At 41.5% G+C, this 16629-nt stretch carries 14 protein-coding genes; 10 read left to right on the top strand and 4 right to left on the bottom strand.

What is annotated here, in order from left to right; translation table 11 throughout:
- Positions 1-28: 28 nt before the first annotated feature.
- The 9 genes from nusA to pnp all read left to right on the top strand — a co-directional run bounded on the left by nusA (position 29) and on the right by pnp (position 10992).
- A complete protein-coding gene (nusA, locus tag ACQKCP_RS08125; RefSeq protein ID WP_057757751.1) occupies positions 29-1513 on the top strand; it encodes a transcription termination factor NusA in 1485 nt (494 codons plus the stop codon).
- Positions 1514-1661: 148 nt separating this feature from the next.
- Complete coding sequence (infB, locus tag ACQKCP_RS08120) at positions 1662-4388, top strand: translation initiation factor IF-2 (RefSeq protein ID WP_057757754.1); 2727 nt, start codon at positions 1662-1664, stop codon at positions 4386-4388.
- A gap of 200 nt (positions 4389-4588) precedes the next feature.
- Positions 4589-4978, top strand: a complete 390-nt coding sequence (locus ACQKCP_RS08115; protein ID WP_102078739.1) for a ribosome-binding factor A — start codon at positions 4589-4591, stop codon at positions 4976-4978.
- Between the two features lie 9 nt (positions 4979-4987).
- Positions 4988-6079 (top strand): tRNA pseudouridine(55) synthase TruB, encoded by a 1092-nt coding sequence (gene truB / locus ACQKCP_RS08110; protein ID WP_427611949.1) that lies wholly within the window; start codon positions 4988-4990, stop codon positions 6077-6079.
- Between the two features lie 400 nt (positions 6080-6479).
- The gene (locus ACQKCP_RS08105; RefSeq protein ID WP_102091361.1) at positions 6480-7004 is read left to right on the top strand and encodes a type 1 glutamine amidotransferase domain-containing protein; all 525 of its coding nucleotides are present in this window, start codon (positions 6480-6482) and stop codon (positions 7002-7004) included.
- A gap of 97 nt (positions 7005-7101) precedes the next feature.
- On the top strand, positions 7102-7263 hold the full coding sequence (locus tag ACQKCP_RS08100; protein ID WP_185156577.1) for a hypothetical protein: 162 nt from the start codon (positions 7102-7104) through the stop codon (positions 7261-7263).
- Between the two features lie 113 nt (positions 7264-7376).
- Complete coding sequence (locus ACQKCP_RS08095; protein ID WP_427611948.1) at positions 7377-7553, top strand: hypothetical protein; 177 nt, start codon at positions 7377-7379, stop codon at positions 7551-7553.
- Between the two features lie 379 nt (positions 7554-7932).
- Positions 7933-8199 carry a 30S ribosomal protein S15 gene (gene rpsO, locus ACQKCP_RS08090; RefSeq protein WP_045443035.1) on the top strand — a complete coding sequence of 89 codons (267 nt, stop codon included), beginning with the start codon at positions 7933-7935 and terminating at the stop codon, positions 8197-8199.
- Between the two features lie 690 nt (positions 8200-8889).
- On the top strand, positions 8890-10992 hold the full coding sequence (pnp, locus tag ACQKCP_RS08085) for a polyribonucleotide nucleotidyltransferase (RefSeq protein ID WP_427611947.1): 2103 nt from the start codon (positions 8890-8892) through the stop codon (positions 10990-10992).
- 119 nt (positions 10993-11111) lie between these two features.
- Here the strand turns inward: pnp and ACQKCP_RS08080 are convergent, their stop codons facing one another.
- The 4 genes from ACQKCP_RS08080 to ACQKCP_RS08065 all read right to left on the bottom strand — a co-directional run bounded on the left by ACQKCP_RS08080 (position 11112) and on the right by ACQKCP_RS08065 (position 14854).
- Positions 11112-11675 carry a hypothetical protein gene (locus ACQKCP_RS08080; RefSeq protein WP_427611946.1) on the bottom strand — a complete coding sequence of 188 codons (564 nt, stop codon included), beginning with the start codon at positions 11673-11675 and terminating at the stop codon, positions 11112-11114.
- A 34-nt stretch (positions 11676-11709) separates the two neighbouring features.
- A complete protein-coding gene (locus ACQKCP_RS08075) occupies positions 11710-12258 on the bottom strand; it encodes a hypothetical protein (RefSeq protein WP_427611945.1) in 549 nt (182 codons plus the stop codon).
- Between the two features lie 142 nt (positions 12259-12400).
- Positions 12401-12658: a YheV family putative metal-binding protein gene (locus tag ACQKCP_RS08070; protein WP_134292263.1), complete on the bottom strand. Its 258-nt coding sequence runs from the start codon at positions 12656-12658 to the stop codon at positions 12401-12403.
- Complete coding sequence (locus ACQKCP_RS08065; protein ID WP_427611944.1) at positions 12659-14854, bottom strand: M3 family metallopeptidase; 2196 nt, start codon at positions 14852-14854, stop codon at positions 12659-12661. It lies immediately after the preceding gene.
- 487 nt (positions 14855-15341) lie between these two features.
- Here ACQKCP_RS08065 and ACQKCP_RS08060 point away from each other — a divergent pair, with 487 nt between their 5' ends.
- Positions 15342-16454, top strand: a complete 1113-nt coding sequence (locus ACQKCP_RS08060; RefSeq protein ID WP_427611943.1) for a hypothetical protein — start codon at positions 15342-15344, stop codon at positions 16452-16454.
- Positions 16455-16629: the final 175 nt, after the last annotated feature.

Below are 16629 nucleotides of genomic sequence, written 5' to 3'. Positions count from 1 at the left end.
AATTAAAAAATGATAGGACAGGTATAGCATGAGTCGTGAAATCTTAACGGTAGTAGAAACTGTCAGTAATGAAAAGGGCTTAAATCCTGAAGATATCTTTGAAGCAATTGAAGACGCTTTGGTGGTATCGACTAAGAAAAAAGTATATACCGAGCAGCCAGAAGTGGCTGTACGGGTAGCAATCGACCGTGCAACTGGCGATTACGATACTTATCGTTACTGGACAGTGGTTGCAGATGAAGACCATGAAATGCCAGCTTGTCAGCTTGCTATCACCGATCTTGATCAAGAAGAATGGTCAATTGGTGATATTAAAGAAGAGCAAATTGAATCAATCGAATTTGGTCGTATCGCTGCCACTCAAGCCAAACAGGTCATCATCCAAAAGATTCGTGAAGCTGAGCGTGCACTAGTTGCAGATGCTTTCGAGCCGCGTGTTGGTGAGATGATGTATGGCGAAGTCAAAAAACAGACTCGTGATGGCTATATCATCGATTTGGGTGACAATGCTGAAGGTTATTTGTCACGTGATCAAATGTTGCCACGCGAACAACTCCGTGCAAAGTCGCGTATCAACGCTATCTTGTATCATGTGAACCGTGAAAACCGTGGTGCACAGTTATTGTTATCCCGCACACATCCTGAAATGTTATCAGCATTGATGCAAAAAGAAGTGCCTGAGATCGCAGAACAAATTATCGAAATTCGTAACGTCGCTCGTCTGCCAGGTACTCGTGCTAAAATAGCCGTGAAAACCAACGATCATCGTATTGATCCAGTTGGTGCCTGTATTGGTATGCGTGGTACACGTATCCAAGCAGTACAGCAAGAGTTAGACGGTGAGCGTATTGATGTGGTGGTATGGTCAGATGATCCTGCCCAGTTCATCATCAGCTCTCTAGAGCCTGCTGACGTAAGCAGTATCATTTTAGATGAAGATACTCAAACAGCAGATATTATCTTTAGCACCAATGATCAATTGGCGCGTGCTATTGGCTCACAAGGTCAAAACGTACGTCTAGCGTCTGAATTGACGGGCTATAAGCTTAATATGATGCTCGAAGAAGAGTATCAGCAACGTCAACAAAACGAATCAAAAGCGTTTATTGAATTATTCTATGAGCGCCTAGAAGTAGATAAAGATTTAGCACAAGCATTGGTTGATATTGGTTTTACCAGTATCGAAGAAGTGGCCTATGTACCAGTTGAGACTTTCTATGATATCGAAGGTCTAGACGATGAAGCGATTGATATGATTCAAGAGCGCGCTAAAGAAGTTGTCATCGCTGATGAACTGGTCAAACAACAGAACATGAAAGAGCCAAGTCAAGAGCTTCAAGAGCTTGAAGGTATGACAGTCAGTTGGGCTTATAAAATGGCGCAAAAAGACATCATTACTGTTGATGATTTGGCAGAACAAGCCGTCTTCGATCTAGAAGATATCGAAGGATTAGACTCTGAAACTGCAGGAAAACTCATCATGAAAGCTCGGGAATCTTGGTTCGATGAATAAGCGGTAACTGCATATCGCTGTCTTTTGGTGATATGCTATTGAGAATAAAGCGCTGATATCTATTTATAAGTATCAGCCTTAACCCAATCATTTGTAGCCAACAACTGAATTGAACATATAGCAAATAATAGACAGTAGGTGATAATAAATGGCAGATAAGACCGTCAAAGAACTGGCAGAAATGGTAGGCAAAACTACAGATGCTGTAAAGCAGCAATTAGTAGATGCTGGCCTGCCTGCTCGCGCAGAGGATGACCTAGTCACCGAGCTTGAGCAAGAAAAGCTGGTGACGTATTTAAAGCAAAGTCATGGTCAACAAGAAAAGCGTCGTATTAGTCTTAAATCTAAGACGACCAGTACTGCACGTGTGACCGGCTCTTCTGGTAAATCTAAGAGCGTCAATGTAGAAGTGCGTAAAAAGAAAGTATTCGAAAAGCCTGATCCAGAAAAAATGGCTGAAGAGCTAGCTGCTCGTGAGCAGGCTCTGATTGAGTCTCAAGAACGTGCAGCAAAAGAAGCTGAAGAACGTGCCGCTACTAAGAAAAAAGCGGAAGAGCGTCAAGCAGCAACGCTAGCAGCAATGCGCGCAAGCTTAGGCTCTAGCAAAAAATCAGATGACAAAAATGATGATATTTCTACATCAGTTGTTGTCAAAAAAGGCGGTAAAGCGACGGCTGAAGTTAAGCCTAAAGAACAGCCGAAGAAGAAAGTTGCTGCAACTAAGCCTAAAGTTGAAACCGCTGCTGAACGTAAAGCTCGCGAGACTCGTGAGAAAGAAGAAGCGCGTCTGCGTGAAATCGAATTAGAAACTCGCCGCACACAAGCTGAAGAAGCGCAAAAGCGTACACTTGAGCAAATGCGCAAAATGGCTGGTAAATATACAGATCGTGAACCTGTTACTGAAGTACGTAAAGATGAACCATTGGCTGAAGGTTTGGTCGGTGATGCACTAGAAGAGTCTTTCGAAAAAGAACGTCGCGAAATCAAACGCGGTTCGAACAGTACTGGTACTCGTGGTCGTCGTCGTAAGAACCAAGATGAGCGCGAAATCAAAAACCGCAAAAACGGTTTGCGTTCAACTCAGGCATCACAGCATAAGTTTGAAAAACCTGTCGAAAAAATCGTCTATGATGTCGAGATTAGTGAGCAAATTTCAGTTGCTGATCTTGCACAGCGTATGGCGGTTAAAGCTCGCGAAGTAACCAAATTACTTATGAAAATGGGTGAAATGGCTCGTGAGTCAGATACGATTGATCAAGCAACCGCAAGCTTGCTTGTTGAAGAAATGGGTCACAACCCAGTACCAGTTAGTGATACTAAAGTTGAAGACGACTTACAGTACGCAGTTGATGAGCGTAGTAGTAACATTCAAACTCGTCCACCAGTAGTAACTATCATGGGTCACGTTGATCATGGTAAGACCTCACTACTAGATAAAATTCGTGAAACGAAAGTTGCGAATGGTGAAGCGGGCGGCATTACACAGCATATCGGTGCTTACCATGTAAAAACTGATCGCGGTGTTATTACTTTTCTTGATACTCCAGGTCACGCAGCGTTTAGCGCAATGCGTTCACGTGGTGCTCAAGCGACTGATATCGTTGTATTGGTGGTTGCAGCTGATGATGGCATGATGCCACAAACAGCAGAAGCCATTGATCATGCACGTGCAGCTGGTACGCCGATTATTGTTGCTATCAACAAAATGGATAAGCCAGGTGCTGATCCTGACCGTGTTCTTAATGAATTAACGACGAAAGAAGTTGTTTCAGAAGAATGGGGCGGCGATACACCAATGGCTCGTATCTCAGCCAAAACAGGCGAAGGTATCGAAGACCTACTAGAATTCATTAGCTTACAAGCTGAGTTAATGGAACTAGAAGCGCCATTAGACGGTGCTGCTCAGGGTGTGGTTATTGAGTCAAGACTTGAAAAAGGTCGTGGTCCTGTCGTTAGTGTCCTAGTGAAAAAAGGTACATTGAAACAAGGCGACTTGGTTCTAGCTGGTGAGCATTATGGTAAAGTTCGTGCACTAACCGACGAGCATGGCCAACGTATTAAATCAGCTGGTCCTTCTATCCCTGTAGAGATTTTAGGTCTGCCTGAAACACCTGCTGCTGGTAGTGAGTTCCTAGTGGTAACGGATGAGAAAAAAGCTCGTGAAGTTGCGGACTTTAGAACCAATCGTGAGCGTGAGCGTCAACTTGAGCGTCAAAATGCCATGCGCTTGGAAAGCATGTTTGATCAGATGGGCCAAGGCGATGTGTCATTCTTGAATATCGTACTGAAAACAGATGTACGTGGTTCACTTGAAGCACTACTAGCTGCCCTAAATGAACTGTCTACTGACGAAGTAAAAGTCAGAGTGATCAGTTCAGGCGTTGGTCCTATCTCTGAGTCTGATGTAACCCTTGCCGAATCGAGTGAAGCGGTACTGTTAGGCTTTAACGTTCGTGCAGATGCTACCGCACGTCGTAAAGCAGATACTGCTAATATGGATATTCGCTACTATAGCGTAATCTATGGTTTGATCGATGATGTTAAATCAGCAATGAGCGGTATGCTTGCTCCTGAACATCGCGAGAAAATCCTTGGTGTTGCAGACGTTCGTGAAGTATTCCGTTCTAGTAAGTTCGGTGCTGCTGCTGGTTGTATGGTGGTCGAAGGTACAATCTATCGCAACAAACCTATCCGCGTATTGCGTGATGACCAAGTTATCTTTACTGGTCAATTGCAATCATTGCGTCGTTATAAAGAAGACGTCAATGAAGTACGTACTGGTATGGAATGTGGTCTGGCCGTTCGTGGTTATGATGTTGAAGCTGGCGATAAGATCGAAGTCTTTGAAATCCAAGAGTTCGCACGTACTATCTAAAGCTGCTGTTCGATAGCAGAGTATGTATTAATGCAATATGCGTAATCCGCTGAGCTTTTAGATACTTTGCTAATATTCAGCTGTACTTAGGCCTAACAGGTACATCCTGCTAGGCCTTTTTTAGCACATATCAGTGCAACATCTATTAATCAGCAGACTTATACAGTAATAAAATAAGCCCATTAAAGTAAGGTAACAACATGAACCAACGTTTACAAAGATTGTCGGATCAGATTCAGCGTGAGCTTGCTGTTCTTATTCGCGATGAAGTCAATGACCCTCGTCTAACAGGTTTTGTCACGATCTCTAGTGTCAAAGTTAGCCCAGATTTAGGTTATGCGGACGTCTATGTCACTATCATGGAGCCTGAGCTCAATGATGCTATGAACAAGACCAACCATGAAGAAAGCATCAAAGTATTGAATAAAGCGGCAGGGTTCTTGCGTACAGAATTAAGCCATAGCTTAAAGACACGTACTACGCCGCGCCTACGTTTTCATTATGATGAAGTGACTGCTCGTGGTAACTACATGATGGACTTGATTAGTAAGGCCGTGACTAAAACTGAGCAAAACGAGAATGACGAGTAAATTATTATTATGTCTATAGCGTCTAAGCAAGTTGATAAAAAAGCCAATATGACGCCTGAAAAAGTAAAAGTTTCAGGTGTCATATTGGTGGATAAACCCAAAGGTATGACCTCGCAGCAAGTCGTGTCAAAAGTGAAGTATTTATTTAAGTCACCGATACACGATAGTAAAAAGGCAGGACATACAGGAACGCTTGATCCGATGGCAACTGGCCTGTTGCCTATTTGCTTGGGTGAAGCTACCAAGTTTAGCCATTATCAACTGGGTGCTGATAAATCTTACCAAGCGACTATCTTGCTAGGTAGTCAAACCAATACTGGTGATGCTGATGGCCAAATCGTAACGCAGGCATCTATCCCAGAATTTGATGAAGCCTCATTAGCGACTATTGCCCAGCAGTTTTTGGGTGCTCAGCAGCAGATACCACCGATGTATTCAGCGCTAAAAAAAGATGGTAAAAAACTGTATGAATATGCTCGCGCTGGTATTGAGGTTGATAGACCGCCCAGAGATATCACGATTAAAGCAATCAATCTACAGATGATAGATGATACCCAGATTAATCTCACGGTTACTTGTACGAAAGGTACTTACGTACGTGTATTAGCGGAAGATATTGCAAAGCAGCTAGGTACGCTAGGATATCTGACGGCATTACGTCGTACACAAGTAGGGAATTTCAGCATTGATGATGCTATCGCTTTATCATCGTTAGAAGAGCATGTTTTAGAGGAGCGTCAGTCTTGGCTGCTGCCTATCGATGCTTGTATTGATATTGATGCTGAACTGATGCTGACAGAGGAACAATGCGCCCGCGTACATATGGGGCAGCGCCTAAACGTATTTGATGAGCTAACAGGTAAGCTCAAAGATTATGTTGCTAATATGGTTTCTAACCAGCTGTCTAATGATAGTTCTGTCGGTATCGATGATGACGCTAGTACCAATGGTAAAGCTGATACTGATCTCGATGTGCCTCAGCTCCTAGAGCACGAAATACCAGTTGATATACGTCTACTCAATGAGCAGGGAGAGTTTCTTGGTTTGGGGTCTGTGAGCTTAAACGGACGTTTACAACCTAAGAAATTGATTCAGCGCTAATAGTAACGTTTTCATCAATGTTACTTAAATAGGGAAACTACCACCTAATATTGGCCTGATTTACTAATAGTTTACACTAATCACATACCGTCACATTTTATTGCAGGTTTCGCCTATGGTGAAACCTGTTTTTTTTGTACTCTAGATTCATCAGATAGGGAATGCTGAGCTAAAAAATAAAAAGGATAAATATTGTAAAAATAAAAAATTGCCATAAGGTTAATAATTATAATAATAGACACTTAGAAGTAACTAATTAGAAGAAAAAAGTAATGCAAAAAGGACGCATTTAAATAAAAACAAAATAGTTCAAAGGAACATGTACTACCGAATAATAATAAAATTAGCTTGTAAAAATATACTGGCTCACAAAAACTAATAGATAAGAAGAAGGAAAGTTATGAAAACGATCGCTTTTTTACTACATAATCACTTCGAACAAGCAGAGTACGAAGACGTCAATAATCAGTTAAAAGATAAAGGCTACAAAACACTTCTCATAACAACAAATGATAAAAAAGAAGTGCAAGCCATGCAGCAAGACGTAGATAAGAGTGATACTTTTACTGCTGATATCTTTGCAGAAGATGCCAACGTCTCTGACTATGATGCATTGGTGTTACCAGGTGGTACTGTCAACGCTGATACTATTCGTGGTAACGAAAAGGCTCATCAAATTATCAACGCTATTAATGAAGCAGGAAAGCCGTTAGCTGTTATTTGCCATGCTCCTTGGGTTCTCATCAATACAGGTATTGCTAAAGGTAAAACCCTTACCGCTTACCCTACTTTGCAATTAGATCTAGAAAATGCTGGAGCAAACTACGTAGACAAGACAGTACAAGTAGATGGTAATCTTATTACTTCGCGTAACCCAGATGATATTCCTAATTTTGTTGATGCCATAGATAAAGCATTATCTTAGACTTTCGACTTCTAATTAAACAAGCCTAATTAACTAAGTACTATTAAATTTCAACTCTGTACAACTAACATTTATAACCATAACTAAGGAAGATATTATGTCAAACTCTAACCCAAACGATACTAAGCTTGAGCAACAACGTTCTGATTCAGCAGAAGCAGCGCTTAAAAGTCAAACTGAAGATAATCATAGTGAAAATAGCGAAGCAGCAGCAGAACGTATCGCAGCTAACTTAGAAAATGCGAAAGAAGACAAGTAGGTTTTTAATATGCCACCTGTAATAGGTGGCATTGATATGTTTATAGTTTGCACGTCTTATGATCGATGAGTGCAACTACAGTTAGTCCACAAAATAATAATTCAGGAGCTAATATGAGTAATTCACCGAACAATATGGACGAGCAGGAAAAAGAGATTGAAAAGCTTGCAGAAGAAATCAATCCAAGTGAGCATACCGCCCCAGATAGTCTAGCAGAAGTGACTACTGCCGCGCCTCTTGAAGATGATGAATTAGGCAGCAATGCGACAGAGTCTGACGTTAATAAGTAGCCTAGGTAGGATTTCAATAGATAACTATCTATAGAATACTAGCTACTAGAAATTAAATGTCGCTTTACAAGTATTATGAAAAACTGCTGCTAGTTCAGCAGTTTTTTGTTATAATTACCCCCACATTTAAATTAGGTTTTGGATGATGTACTGTAATTAGCCCATTGCTTTAATTAAGTAGTGCTGTAGCTAACTGCAATGTACGATTCAAAACATACTAAATGGTTGTTAACTAAGCCTGTCGTACACTAGGTCAACTCTAGTAATGCAGGGTTGTCCTGAATGGCGTACAGGTTATTTTATTTATTATTCTATTGCTTTAATACTGACTAAAATTGCAGTCCCTTTATTAAAGTTTTTAGCATTGCCGGAGATATTTATGCTAACTAATACCGATCGTGAACAAATCATCGCTCAATACCAACGTGGCGAAAATGACACTGGTTCTCCAGAAGTTCAAGTAGCTTTGTTAAGTGCTCGTATCAATGATTTGCAGAACCACTTTAAAGCACACAAAGCTGACCATCATAGCCGTCGCGGTCTTATCCGTATGGTTAACACGCGTCGTAAACTGCTTGATTACTTGAAAGGTAAAGACTTGGGTCGTTACACTACTCTAATTAGCCAGTTAGGTCTACGTCGTTAATCTAACGACAATAGTACGAGTGGATGCTAAATTTTTTGCTAAATCGCTTGGAAATTGTTTGTTGTTATCGATAAAATAGATTTTTCTAAAAACGGTGTGGAATAGTTTCACGCCGTTTTTTTATGCTTATTCGTTTTAGATACCGTGCTCAAATAGTAAGAGTTATAATTCCTTCTATAGAATAGTTAAGAGGGATATTGGTATAAACTGTACTAACCAAGCCTCAAGTACGGTATTTTCTGACGATAATTGCGCTACTGTGCAATTAATTGGTCAATGGCTATAAATCACTGTAAAATAATGCCTTATGAACTTGATAGCGCATCTGCTACAGATATGGCAATTACTGATGAAATATTTATTATTTGGCTTGGTAATCAGCGCAGATAGCTGATATTTGAAAGTTCAGAAAATAGCCTGTAGGGTTTTTAGCATCGAAGTCTTTTGACTTAATGTCTTTTTGATAGTATTTATAGTAAAGCCAAAATTGCACGACCGAATATACATAATAGTACGATGTTTAACTCAGACAAATATATGAGACAACCAAGTAACGTTATTGGCATTGGTTGCGATGATTTCTAATAGAAAACATGTCAACTGATAGCCATATACACAGAATTTTAATGACAGATATCAGCTTTTTTTGATGCTGATGTCAGTTTTGTCAGTCAACATTAGGAAGATTATATGACAATGTTCAACACCATTAAGCGTGAATTTCAATATGGCAACCAGCAGGTTGTTATCGAGACAGGCCGTATTGCCCGTCAAGCAAACTCTATTCTAGTACACATGGGCGGCGTAACAGTATTAGTTGCAGCAGTCGTAAAATCAGAAGCTAAAGAAGGTCAAAACTTCTTTCCGCTAACGGTTAATTATCAAGAAAAAATGTATGCAGCGGGTAAAATTCCAGGTGCTTATGGCAAACGTGAAGGCCGTGCGAGCGAATTTGAAACCTTAACTTCGCGCTTGATTGATCGTCCGATTCGTCCGCTATTCCCAGAAGGCTACGTAAACGAAATCCAAATCACCGCAACAGTTGTATCATCAGATAAAACTCAGTCTGCAGATATCGCTGCACTAATCGGTGCTTCAGCAGCATTGGCTATTTCTGATGCACCATTTAATGGTCCTGTTGCTGCCGCTCGTGTTGGTTTCATTAACGGTGAATACGTTCTAAACCCAACGTCTGAGCAGCTTGAAACCAGTGATCTAGATTTGGTTGTGGCTGGTACTAAGTCTGCGGTATTGATGGTTGAATCTGAAGCGGCAGAGCTGTCAGAAGACCAGATGTTAGGTGCAGTATTGTACGGCCATCAGCAACAACAAATCGTTATTGATAACATTGCTTCAATGGCTGAAGAAATCGGTACTGCTAAGCAGCAATATTCTGCTCCTGAGCGTGATCAAGCACTTACCAGGAGCATGAAAGAGCAGTTCGGCGAGCAAGTTGCTGACGCTTATACCATTACTGATAAGCAAGCACGTTACACGAAGCTTGATGAAATTAAGCAGTCAATTATTGATGCACTTGCTGGTGATGCTGAGTCAGAAACTTATGCTGATACCGTATCTGAGCTTAAAGAAATCTATAACGACCTTAAATATCGTACCGTTCGTGACAACATCTTGTCAGGTAAGCCGCGTATCGATGGTCGTGACCCTGAGACAGTTCGTGCGCTTGACGTACAAGTTGGTGTATTGCCATATACGCATGGTTCAGCACTGTTCACACGTGGTGAGACGCAGGCATTGGTTACTACCACACTTGGTAACAGCCGTGACGTCAACATGATTGACTCACTAGGTGGTACGATTCGTGACCATTTCATGCTGCATTACAACTTCCCGCATTTCTCAGTTGGTGAAACGGGCCGTGAAGGTATTCCAAAACGTCGTGAAATCGGTCATGGTCGTTTAGCGCGCCGCGGTGTACAAGCAATGTTGCCAGATAGTGAGCGTTTCCCGTATGTGATTCGTGTGGTATCAGAAATCACTGAATCTAACGGTTCGTCTTCTATGGCTTCTGTTTGTGGTGCAAGCTTGGCATTGATGGACGCAGGCGTACCATTAAAAGCACCAGTTGCTGGTATCGCAATGGGTCTGGTTAAAGAAGGCGATCGTTTCGCTGTATTGTCAGATATCCTGGGTGATGAAGATCATTTAGGTGATATGGACTTTAAAGTAGCCGGTTCTAAAAATGGTATCACTGCACTTCAGATGGATATCAAAATCGAAGGTATTACCCCTGACATCATGGAGCAAGCGCTTAAACAAGCTCATGCAGGTCGTATCCATATCCTAGAAGCAATGAACCAAGTATTGCCTGAAAGCCGTACTGAAATCAATGCTCATGCACCAAATTACGCGGTTATCGAAATTAACCCAGACAAGATTCGTGACGTTATCGGTAAAGGCGGCGCAACTATCCGTCAGCTAACGGAAGAAACTGGCGCGGTTATCGATATTGATGATGCAGGTACTATCCGTATCTTTGGTGAAAACAAAGCAGCGACCAAAGCAGCTATCGGCAAAATCGAAGCACTAACTGCTGAAGTTGAAGTTGGTAAAACTTATGAAGGTACCGTTGCTCGTATCGTCGACTTCGGTGCATTTGTAAATGTCTTGCCAAACACTGATGGCCTAGTACATATTTCACAAATCGCAGAAGAGCGCGTAGAGAATGTATCAGACTACCTAAAAGAAGGTCAGGTCGTTAAAGTACTCGTACAAGACGTTGACAACCGTGGTCGTATCAAACTAACTATGAAAGGTGTTGAGCAGAACTAATACTCAATATCTGATGTGGTTTAAGTAATAAAAAACCGCCTTGAGATGCTCAGTAAGAGTACTCAAGGCGGTTTTTTTATGTGTCCAAAAAGATGATGACTGGCTAGCTAAAAGGCCATTTATAAATCAACGCTTTTAGGCAGGTGTATATCGATACGAAGTTTTGGTAGGTCTTGTAAGTACTCAGTCAGTAATGGCAAAGTATCAGCATGCCAGTCTAAAGGCAGGGTATCTACTGTATTGCTTTCATTGGATACGATATCACGTGGTCTGCCTGAGATAAGCGGCCGCGCAAGCAATGCAACTCTGCGTATACCTTGGTAACGTATAAGCGGCATTATTTGCTGTTGTAAATCAACTAAAGCAGCAGTCAGCCAATGTGTGCGCGCTGGATGGTAAGGATGGTTTGATATCACAAGGTTGGCAATGTAGTTTGGCTGGTTACCGTTACTACTGATACCAAGTCCGACTTGCTCACGTGTACGCTTATTAAGCAAGCAGCTACCAACATTCAGACTACCATCGCGGCACGCACGATGATAGCGACTATAATTATCGGGAAATAGAGTTTTTGCTCGTGTAAGTACAGGATCTAAAATGACACCAGCATTATTGACAGGTAAAACAAGCAACTGTGCATTGCTATTTAAAATAGAGGCATGTGTGAATTGCAAAATCGCCATCGTAAGCCTCTCTATAACCAAATCAAGTATACGGTTATTGAACCGTCGCTTTATTAGAGTCGTTTGCTTCTAACTGAGCAATTTGTTGTTCGAGTAGTGCAATTTGTTCGGCCTTCATATCAGTCAACTGCTTATTCATAGCCACTTGTTCAGCCGCTAACTTTTCTTGTTCGGCCAGTCGCTGACGTTCATCTTCTAAACGATCAATCTCTTCTTTAGCCAAGCTGTTATTTTCTGGTAGAGGCGCATCTAATATAGCAGTAGGATTTGGTATCGCAGTACTGTCATTATTGGCTGCTCCAGAGTTTTCATCCATGAGCACACCGTCGTCAATCACAGAATCATCTGGTATATCAGATATATTGTCTGTTGTTGACTCTGTCGGCGTTTGCTCAGTTACTGGTGCTGAAGTAGCAGTGTTAGCAGGTAAAGTAGATTCTGTGTCAGACTTACCCAAAAACAAATAGCCGATGGCAATAATCAGCAGTACTAAAATAAATACTGTCCAAATTTTCCGGCGTGTTTTAGTCGCTTTTTTCTTGGAAGCGTGAGTGGGTAAAGGACGAATGTTTTCTCGTTTCATATTATGATCGATTCATGTCAAGAATATAAGTAGCCATACTATAGCAAACTCAAAATAAAAAGCCTATCTATTGATAGATAGGCTTAATAGACCATTAAATAATAAAGTATTTAATCTGTTTTTAGATATGAAAACTAAATAACTAAGGCTTAAATTTCACGGTGCCACTAGTACCAGTTGCCATCGCATCACGTGCCATCTGATCTTCTAAATGGTTCTTGGCGCTAATGGCATCAGGATCGGGGCGGTGCTCTGTGTGTCCACACTGAGTACATTCAATATACTCATCTGGGGCAGGGGTGACGATATTGACTTGCACCACAGCATCCATCTCCTGACATTTCGGACAACGTACCCCTGCTAAGAATCGGCGCTTAGGACTAGATGACTGATAACGCATTTAAATGACCTCGCGCGTCGTTTGAGTATTTGCGGCATCAATATTTTTAGCATCAGTGAAACCATTATGACGTAGCAAGGCGTCGACACTGGCGCTACGACCGCGGAAATTTTCAAAGTTGGTCTTCGCTGAGAAACTGCCGCCAACAGATAAGATAGATTCACGGAACGCTTTGCCTGTCACTGGGTTGAAAACCCCGTCTTCTTCAAACTTGCTAAACGCATCCGCTGATAGCAGTTCCGCCCATTTGTATGAGTAATAACCGGCAGCATAACCACCCGCGAAGATATGACTAAAACCATTAGCAAAACGGTTATAGTCAGGTGTTTGCATAACGGAGATATCATTACGGACAGTATTGAGTGTCTCTAAAATGCCATCGTAATTAAGTGCTGGCGTATGAGCGTGAATGAGTAAGTCAAATAGAGCAAACTCAATCTGACGTAGCGTTTGCATGCCGCTTTGAAAGTTTTTCACTGCCAATAGTGCCTCTAATTTGTCTTTAGGCAATGGCTCACCAGTCTCAACGTGGCTGCTGATAAGCGCGATACCTTCAGCGTCCCAAGCCCAGTTTTCCATAAACTGACTAGGAAGCTCGACCGCATCCCATTCGACGCCATTGACACCGGCGACATCACCGACCGTGACTTGAGTCAATAAATGATGTAAGCCATGACCGAACTCGTGGAATAGAGTTAGTACTTCATCATGGGTCAATAAACTAGGTTTGCCATCAAGTGCTGGCGTGAAATTACTAACCATAAAGCAAACGGGCAACTGCTGATGGTTTTGTTCTTCATAGCTATAGCGAGATTGGAAACCATTCATCCATGCACCGCCACGCTTACCACTACGTGTAAATAAGTCAAAGTAGAAGCCACCGAGCAAGCGATCATCAGCATCGAATAATTGATAAAAACTCACATCGTCATGCCAGCGAGAGACTGAGTCACTTTCTGCATCTTTATGACCTTGCTCTTGTACTTTGATACCGTATAGACGCTCAACGATAGTAAACAAGCCATTAATCACTTTAGGTAATGGGAAATATGGACGAATTTCCTCTTGCGATAAGCTGAACTCACTTTGTTTTACCTTTTCAGCGATATAGGCGCTATCCCACGGTTGCAACTCGTCAATGCCATAGTCGCTAGCGTATTTCTGTAGCTGTGCCAAATCTGCTTTGGCAGCAGGGGTCGCTTGCGTTGCTAAGTCACGTAAGAATGTTTCAACTTCTAAGACACTATCTGCCATCTTAGTCGATAACGATACTTCAGCATAATTTGCAAAACCAAGTAGCTTGGCTTTTTGTTCACGTAATGAGAGGATTTGACTCATATTGTTAGCGTTATTTAATGAGTTGCCTTTTGCATTGGTATGCGTATCAAACTCAGAGGCGCGTGTGACATAAGCATGATACAGCGTCTCGCGCAGGTTGCGATCGTCCGCATGAGTCATTATCGCTAGATATACAGGGATATTTAAACTGGCCACATAGTAAGGAGTAGGAAGTGCATCTATATCAGCTTGGCTAAGAGCACCGCTAGCAAGCTCACGCGCCTTGTATTGCTCACCTGCATCTGCCAATAGTGCCAAACCACTCTCTGTTAACCCCTTTAACTGAGATTCTTCTAAAGGCAGGGCAAATGCTTGCGTTGCATCCAAGATATTGTCCGAAAAGGTTGCAGACAAGGTAGATAACTCACTTTGGATAGCGGCAAATTTTTCTTGCTCAGCTTGAGGTAACGCAACGCCTGATAACTCAAAGCTACGTAATGCCAGTTTGATTGCACGTGCACGAGCAGGCTCTAACGTAGCAAAGAAATTTGTGTCATTAACAATAGCTTGATAGCGATTAAACAATGGCTGATGTTGGCCAACTCGCGTACCGTAAGCAGATAGCTTTGGTAGCAGCTCATGGTGAACATGACGAATCTCATCATTGCTCATCACGCTATTGAGATGCGACAAAATGCCCCAGCTACGATCTAATGCCAAATTGATATGGTCAAAGCTCATCACATCTGCCAAAGCTTGTTGAGCGCTTATTTTTTCAGAACTGTCGCTTTCTATCGCGGTTAAGGTATCTAAAAAAGCATTGGCAGCGTCAATAGCGTCAATCACTTGGTTTTGTAACGTACACGGCGCAGTGTCGGCAAAATCGACAAGGCGTAAATCTAAAGGGGAAGATGTCATATAGGTATCCGGTATCAATGAATTATTAATCAAAATGAGAAAAGTCTGGCTATTATTGAAATATACAGTGTGTTCTTATTTTATATATAGATTATATAAAAGATGGGTTCGTTTGGTAAAAATACAACCTAAGCATTTTTATACAACTCAAGTAATTAGGACAGTGCTAGCAATCTGAAAGTAACTGTCGAGATTCTGATATTTAGATTCCACTTCTCAAGATAATTATCTGAATATGTAGTTATGCTCGCTAAGAAAGTTCTTTAACAATACAGAGTGCTCTACTTACAAAGCGCTATCATTTGCTTGCAAATTAACCCTACAGGGAGTGGGGTATAGCTGTTAGCATCAAGATAATGGAATTTAAATATTATGCATCGACAGGATGCAAGAAAAACACGGATAGAAATTTCTACACTTATAACAGTATATGAGTGAAGAGATACATAAAGTTAAAAATGAACGATAATAAAACAAGGAGCAATATATGAAAGCGACTCTTAAAAGTTTACGTGAGACTAAAGCGAATCCTGCTGTAAGTATCTTTGTTAAAACGCATCGTGAACATCCAGCTAATGAGCAAGATCCTATCGCTCTAAAAAACCAATTGAAAGTTGCCGAAGATCGTCTGACAAAAGAGTACGATAAACGCACAGCGACCACTATTCTAGATAATATTCAAAATAAAATCAGTGAGCTCAATCACAATTATAACCTCGATACATTAGCTATATTTGCTAGTACAGATGATGTGCAAGTTATTCGTATGCCAATTGATACGACAGAACGTGTTGTGATTTCAGATAGGTTTGCTACGCGTGACTTGGTTCGTGATATGGCAAGTGCGGTTCATTATTATACTGTGGTATTAACCCGTGACAATGCTCGTTTGATTGAAGCATCCAATGACCGTGTTGTGAGAGAGTTCGATAAAGATGACGATGCACAAAACAACATGGAGAACATTCAGTTCCCTGTCGAAAACAACGGACTATACACAACAGGTGACGGTGGCTCAGATCGTTCATCAAACAACGAAAGCAGTCACTTAAAAGAATTCTTTAACCAAGTTGATAAAAGTGTCCAAGAACTATGGGGCGAGCATAAAATGCCTCTTGTCATAGTTGGTGATGCAAAAAATATTGGCTACTACAAAGAAGTCTGTGATCGTCCAGATAATATCATCGCTACGGTATCGAATGCGACCAATCTAGAAGACGGTAGTGCTCAGCATATCGTAGATAGTGTGCAAGAAGCCGTAGAAGAGTATCGCACTTCACTACATAAAGCTGCATTGGGTGAAATCGATAAAGCTCGCGGCGCGAATATGTTGCAGACAGATTTGCAGGAAGTATATCGCAGTGCCTTCCAAGGGGCTGGTGAGACACTCTATGTACGCCGTGGTTATATACAATCTGCTAAGATTGACGAAAAGGCACAAACTTTAAGCCCTGCCAATAATGCTAATACGGAAGGCATCACAGATGATGCAATCGGCGAAATCATCGAACACGTCATTCACAATGGCGGCGAAGCTGTATTTATGCCACAAGACATCATGGGTGAAGATCAACCAATAGCGCTAGTAACTCGCTACTAATCTGACGATGACACCTATGCGCGATGTTCATTTATGAATCAGCCATTTATGAATTAGCCATTGATAATACATAGGTGTACTATGAGAGCATTGGTTCAATACGAGCCAGTGCTCTTTTTATGTCTGTCATTACCATCACTATGGGTGCTATCGTAGCTGAGCTATTGATCTTTAC

Source organism: Psychrobacter sp. NPDC078631 (assembly GCF_050268165.1).
In the GTDB taxonomy this organism is placed as follows: Bacteria; Pseudomonadota; Gammaproteobacteria; order Pseudomonadales; family Moraxellaceae; genus Psychrobacter.
This window is presented reverse-complemented; position numbering and strand designations above follow the sequence as displayed.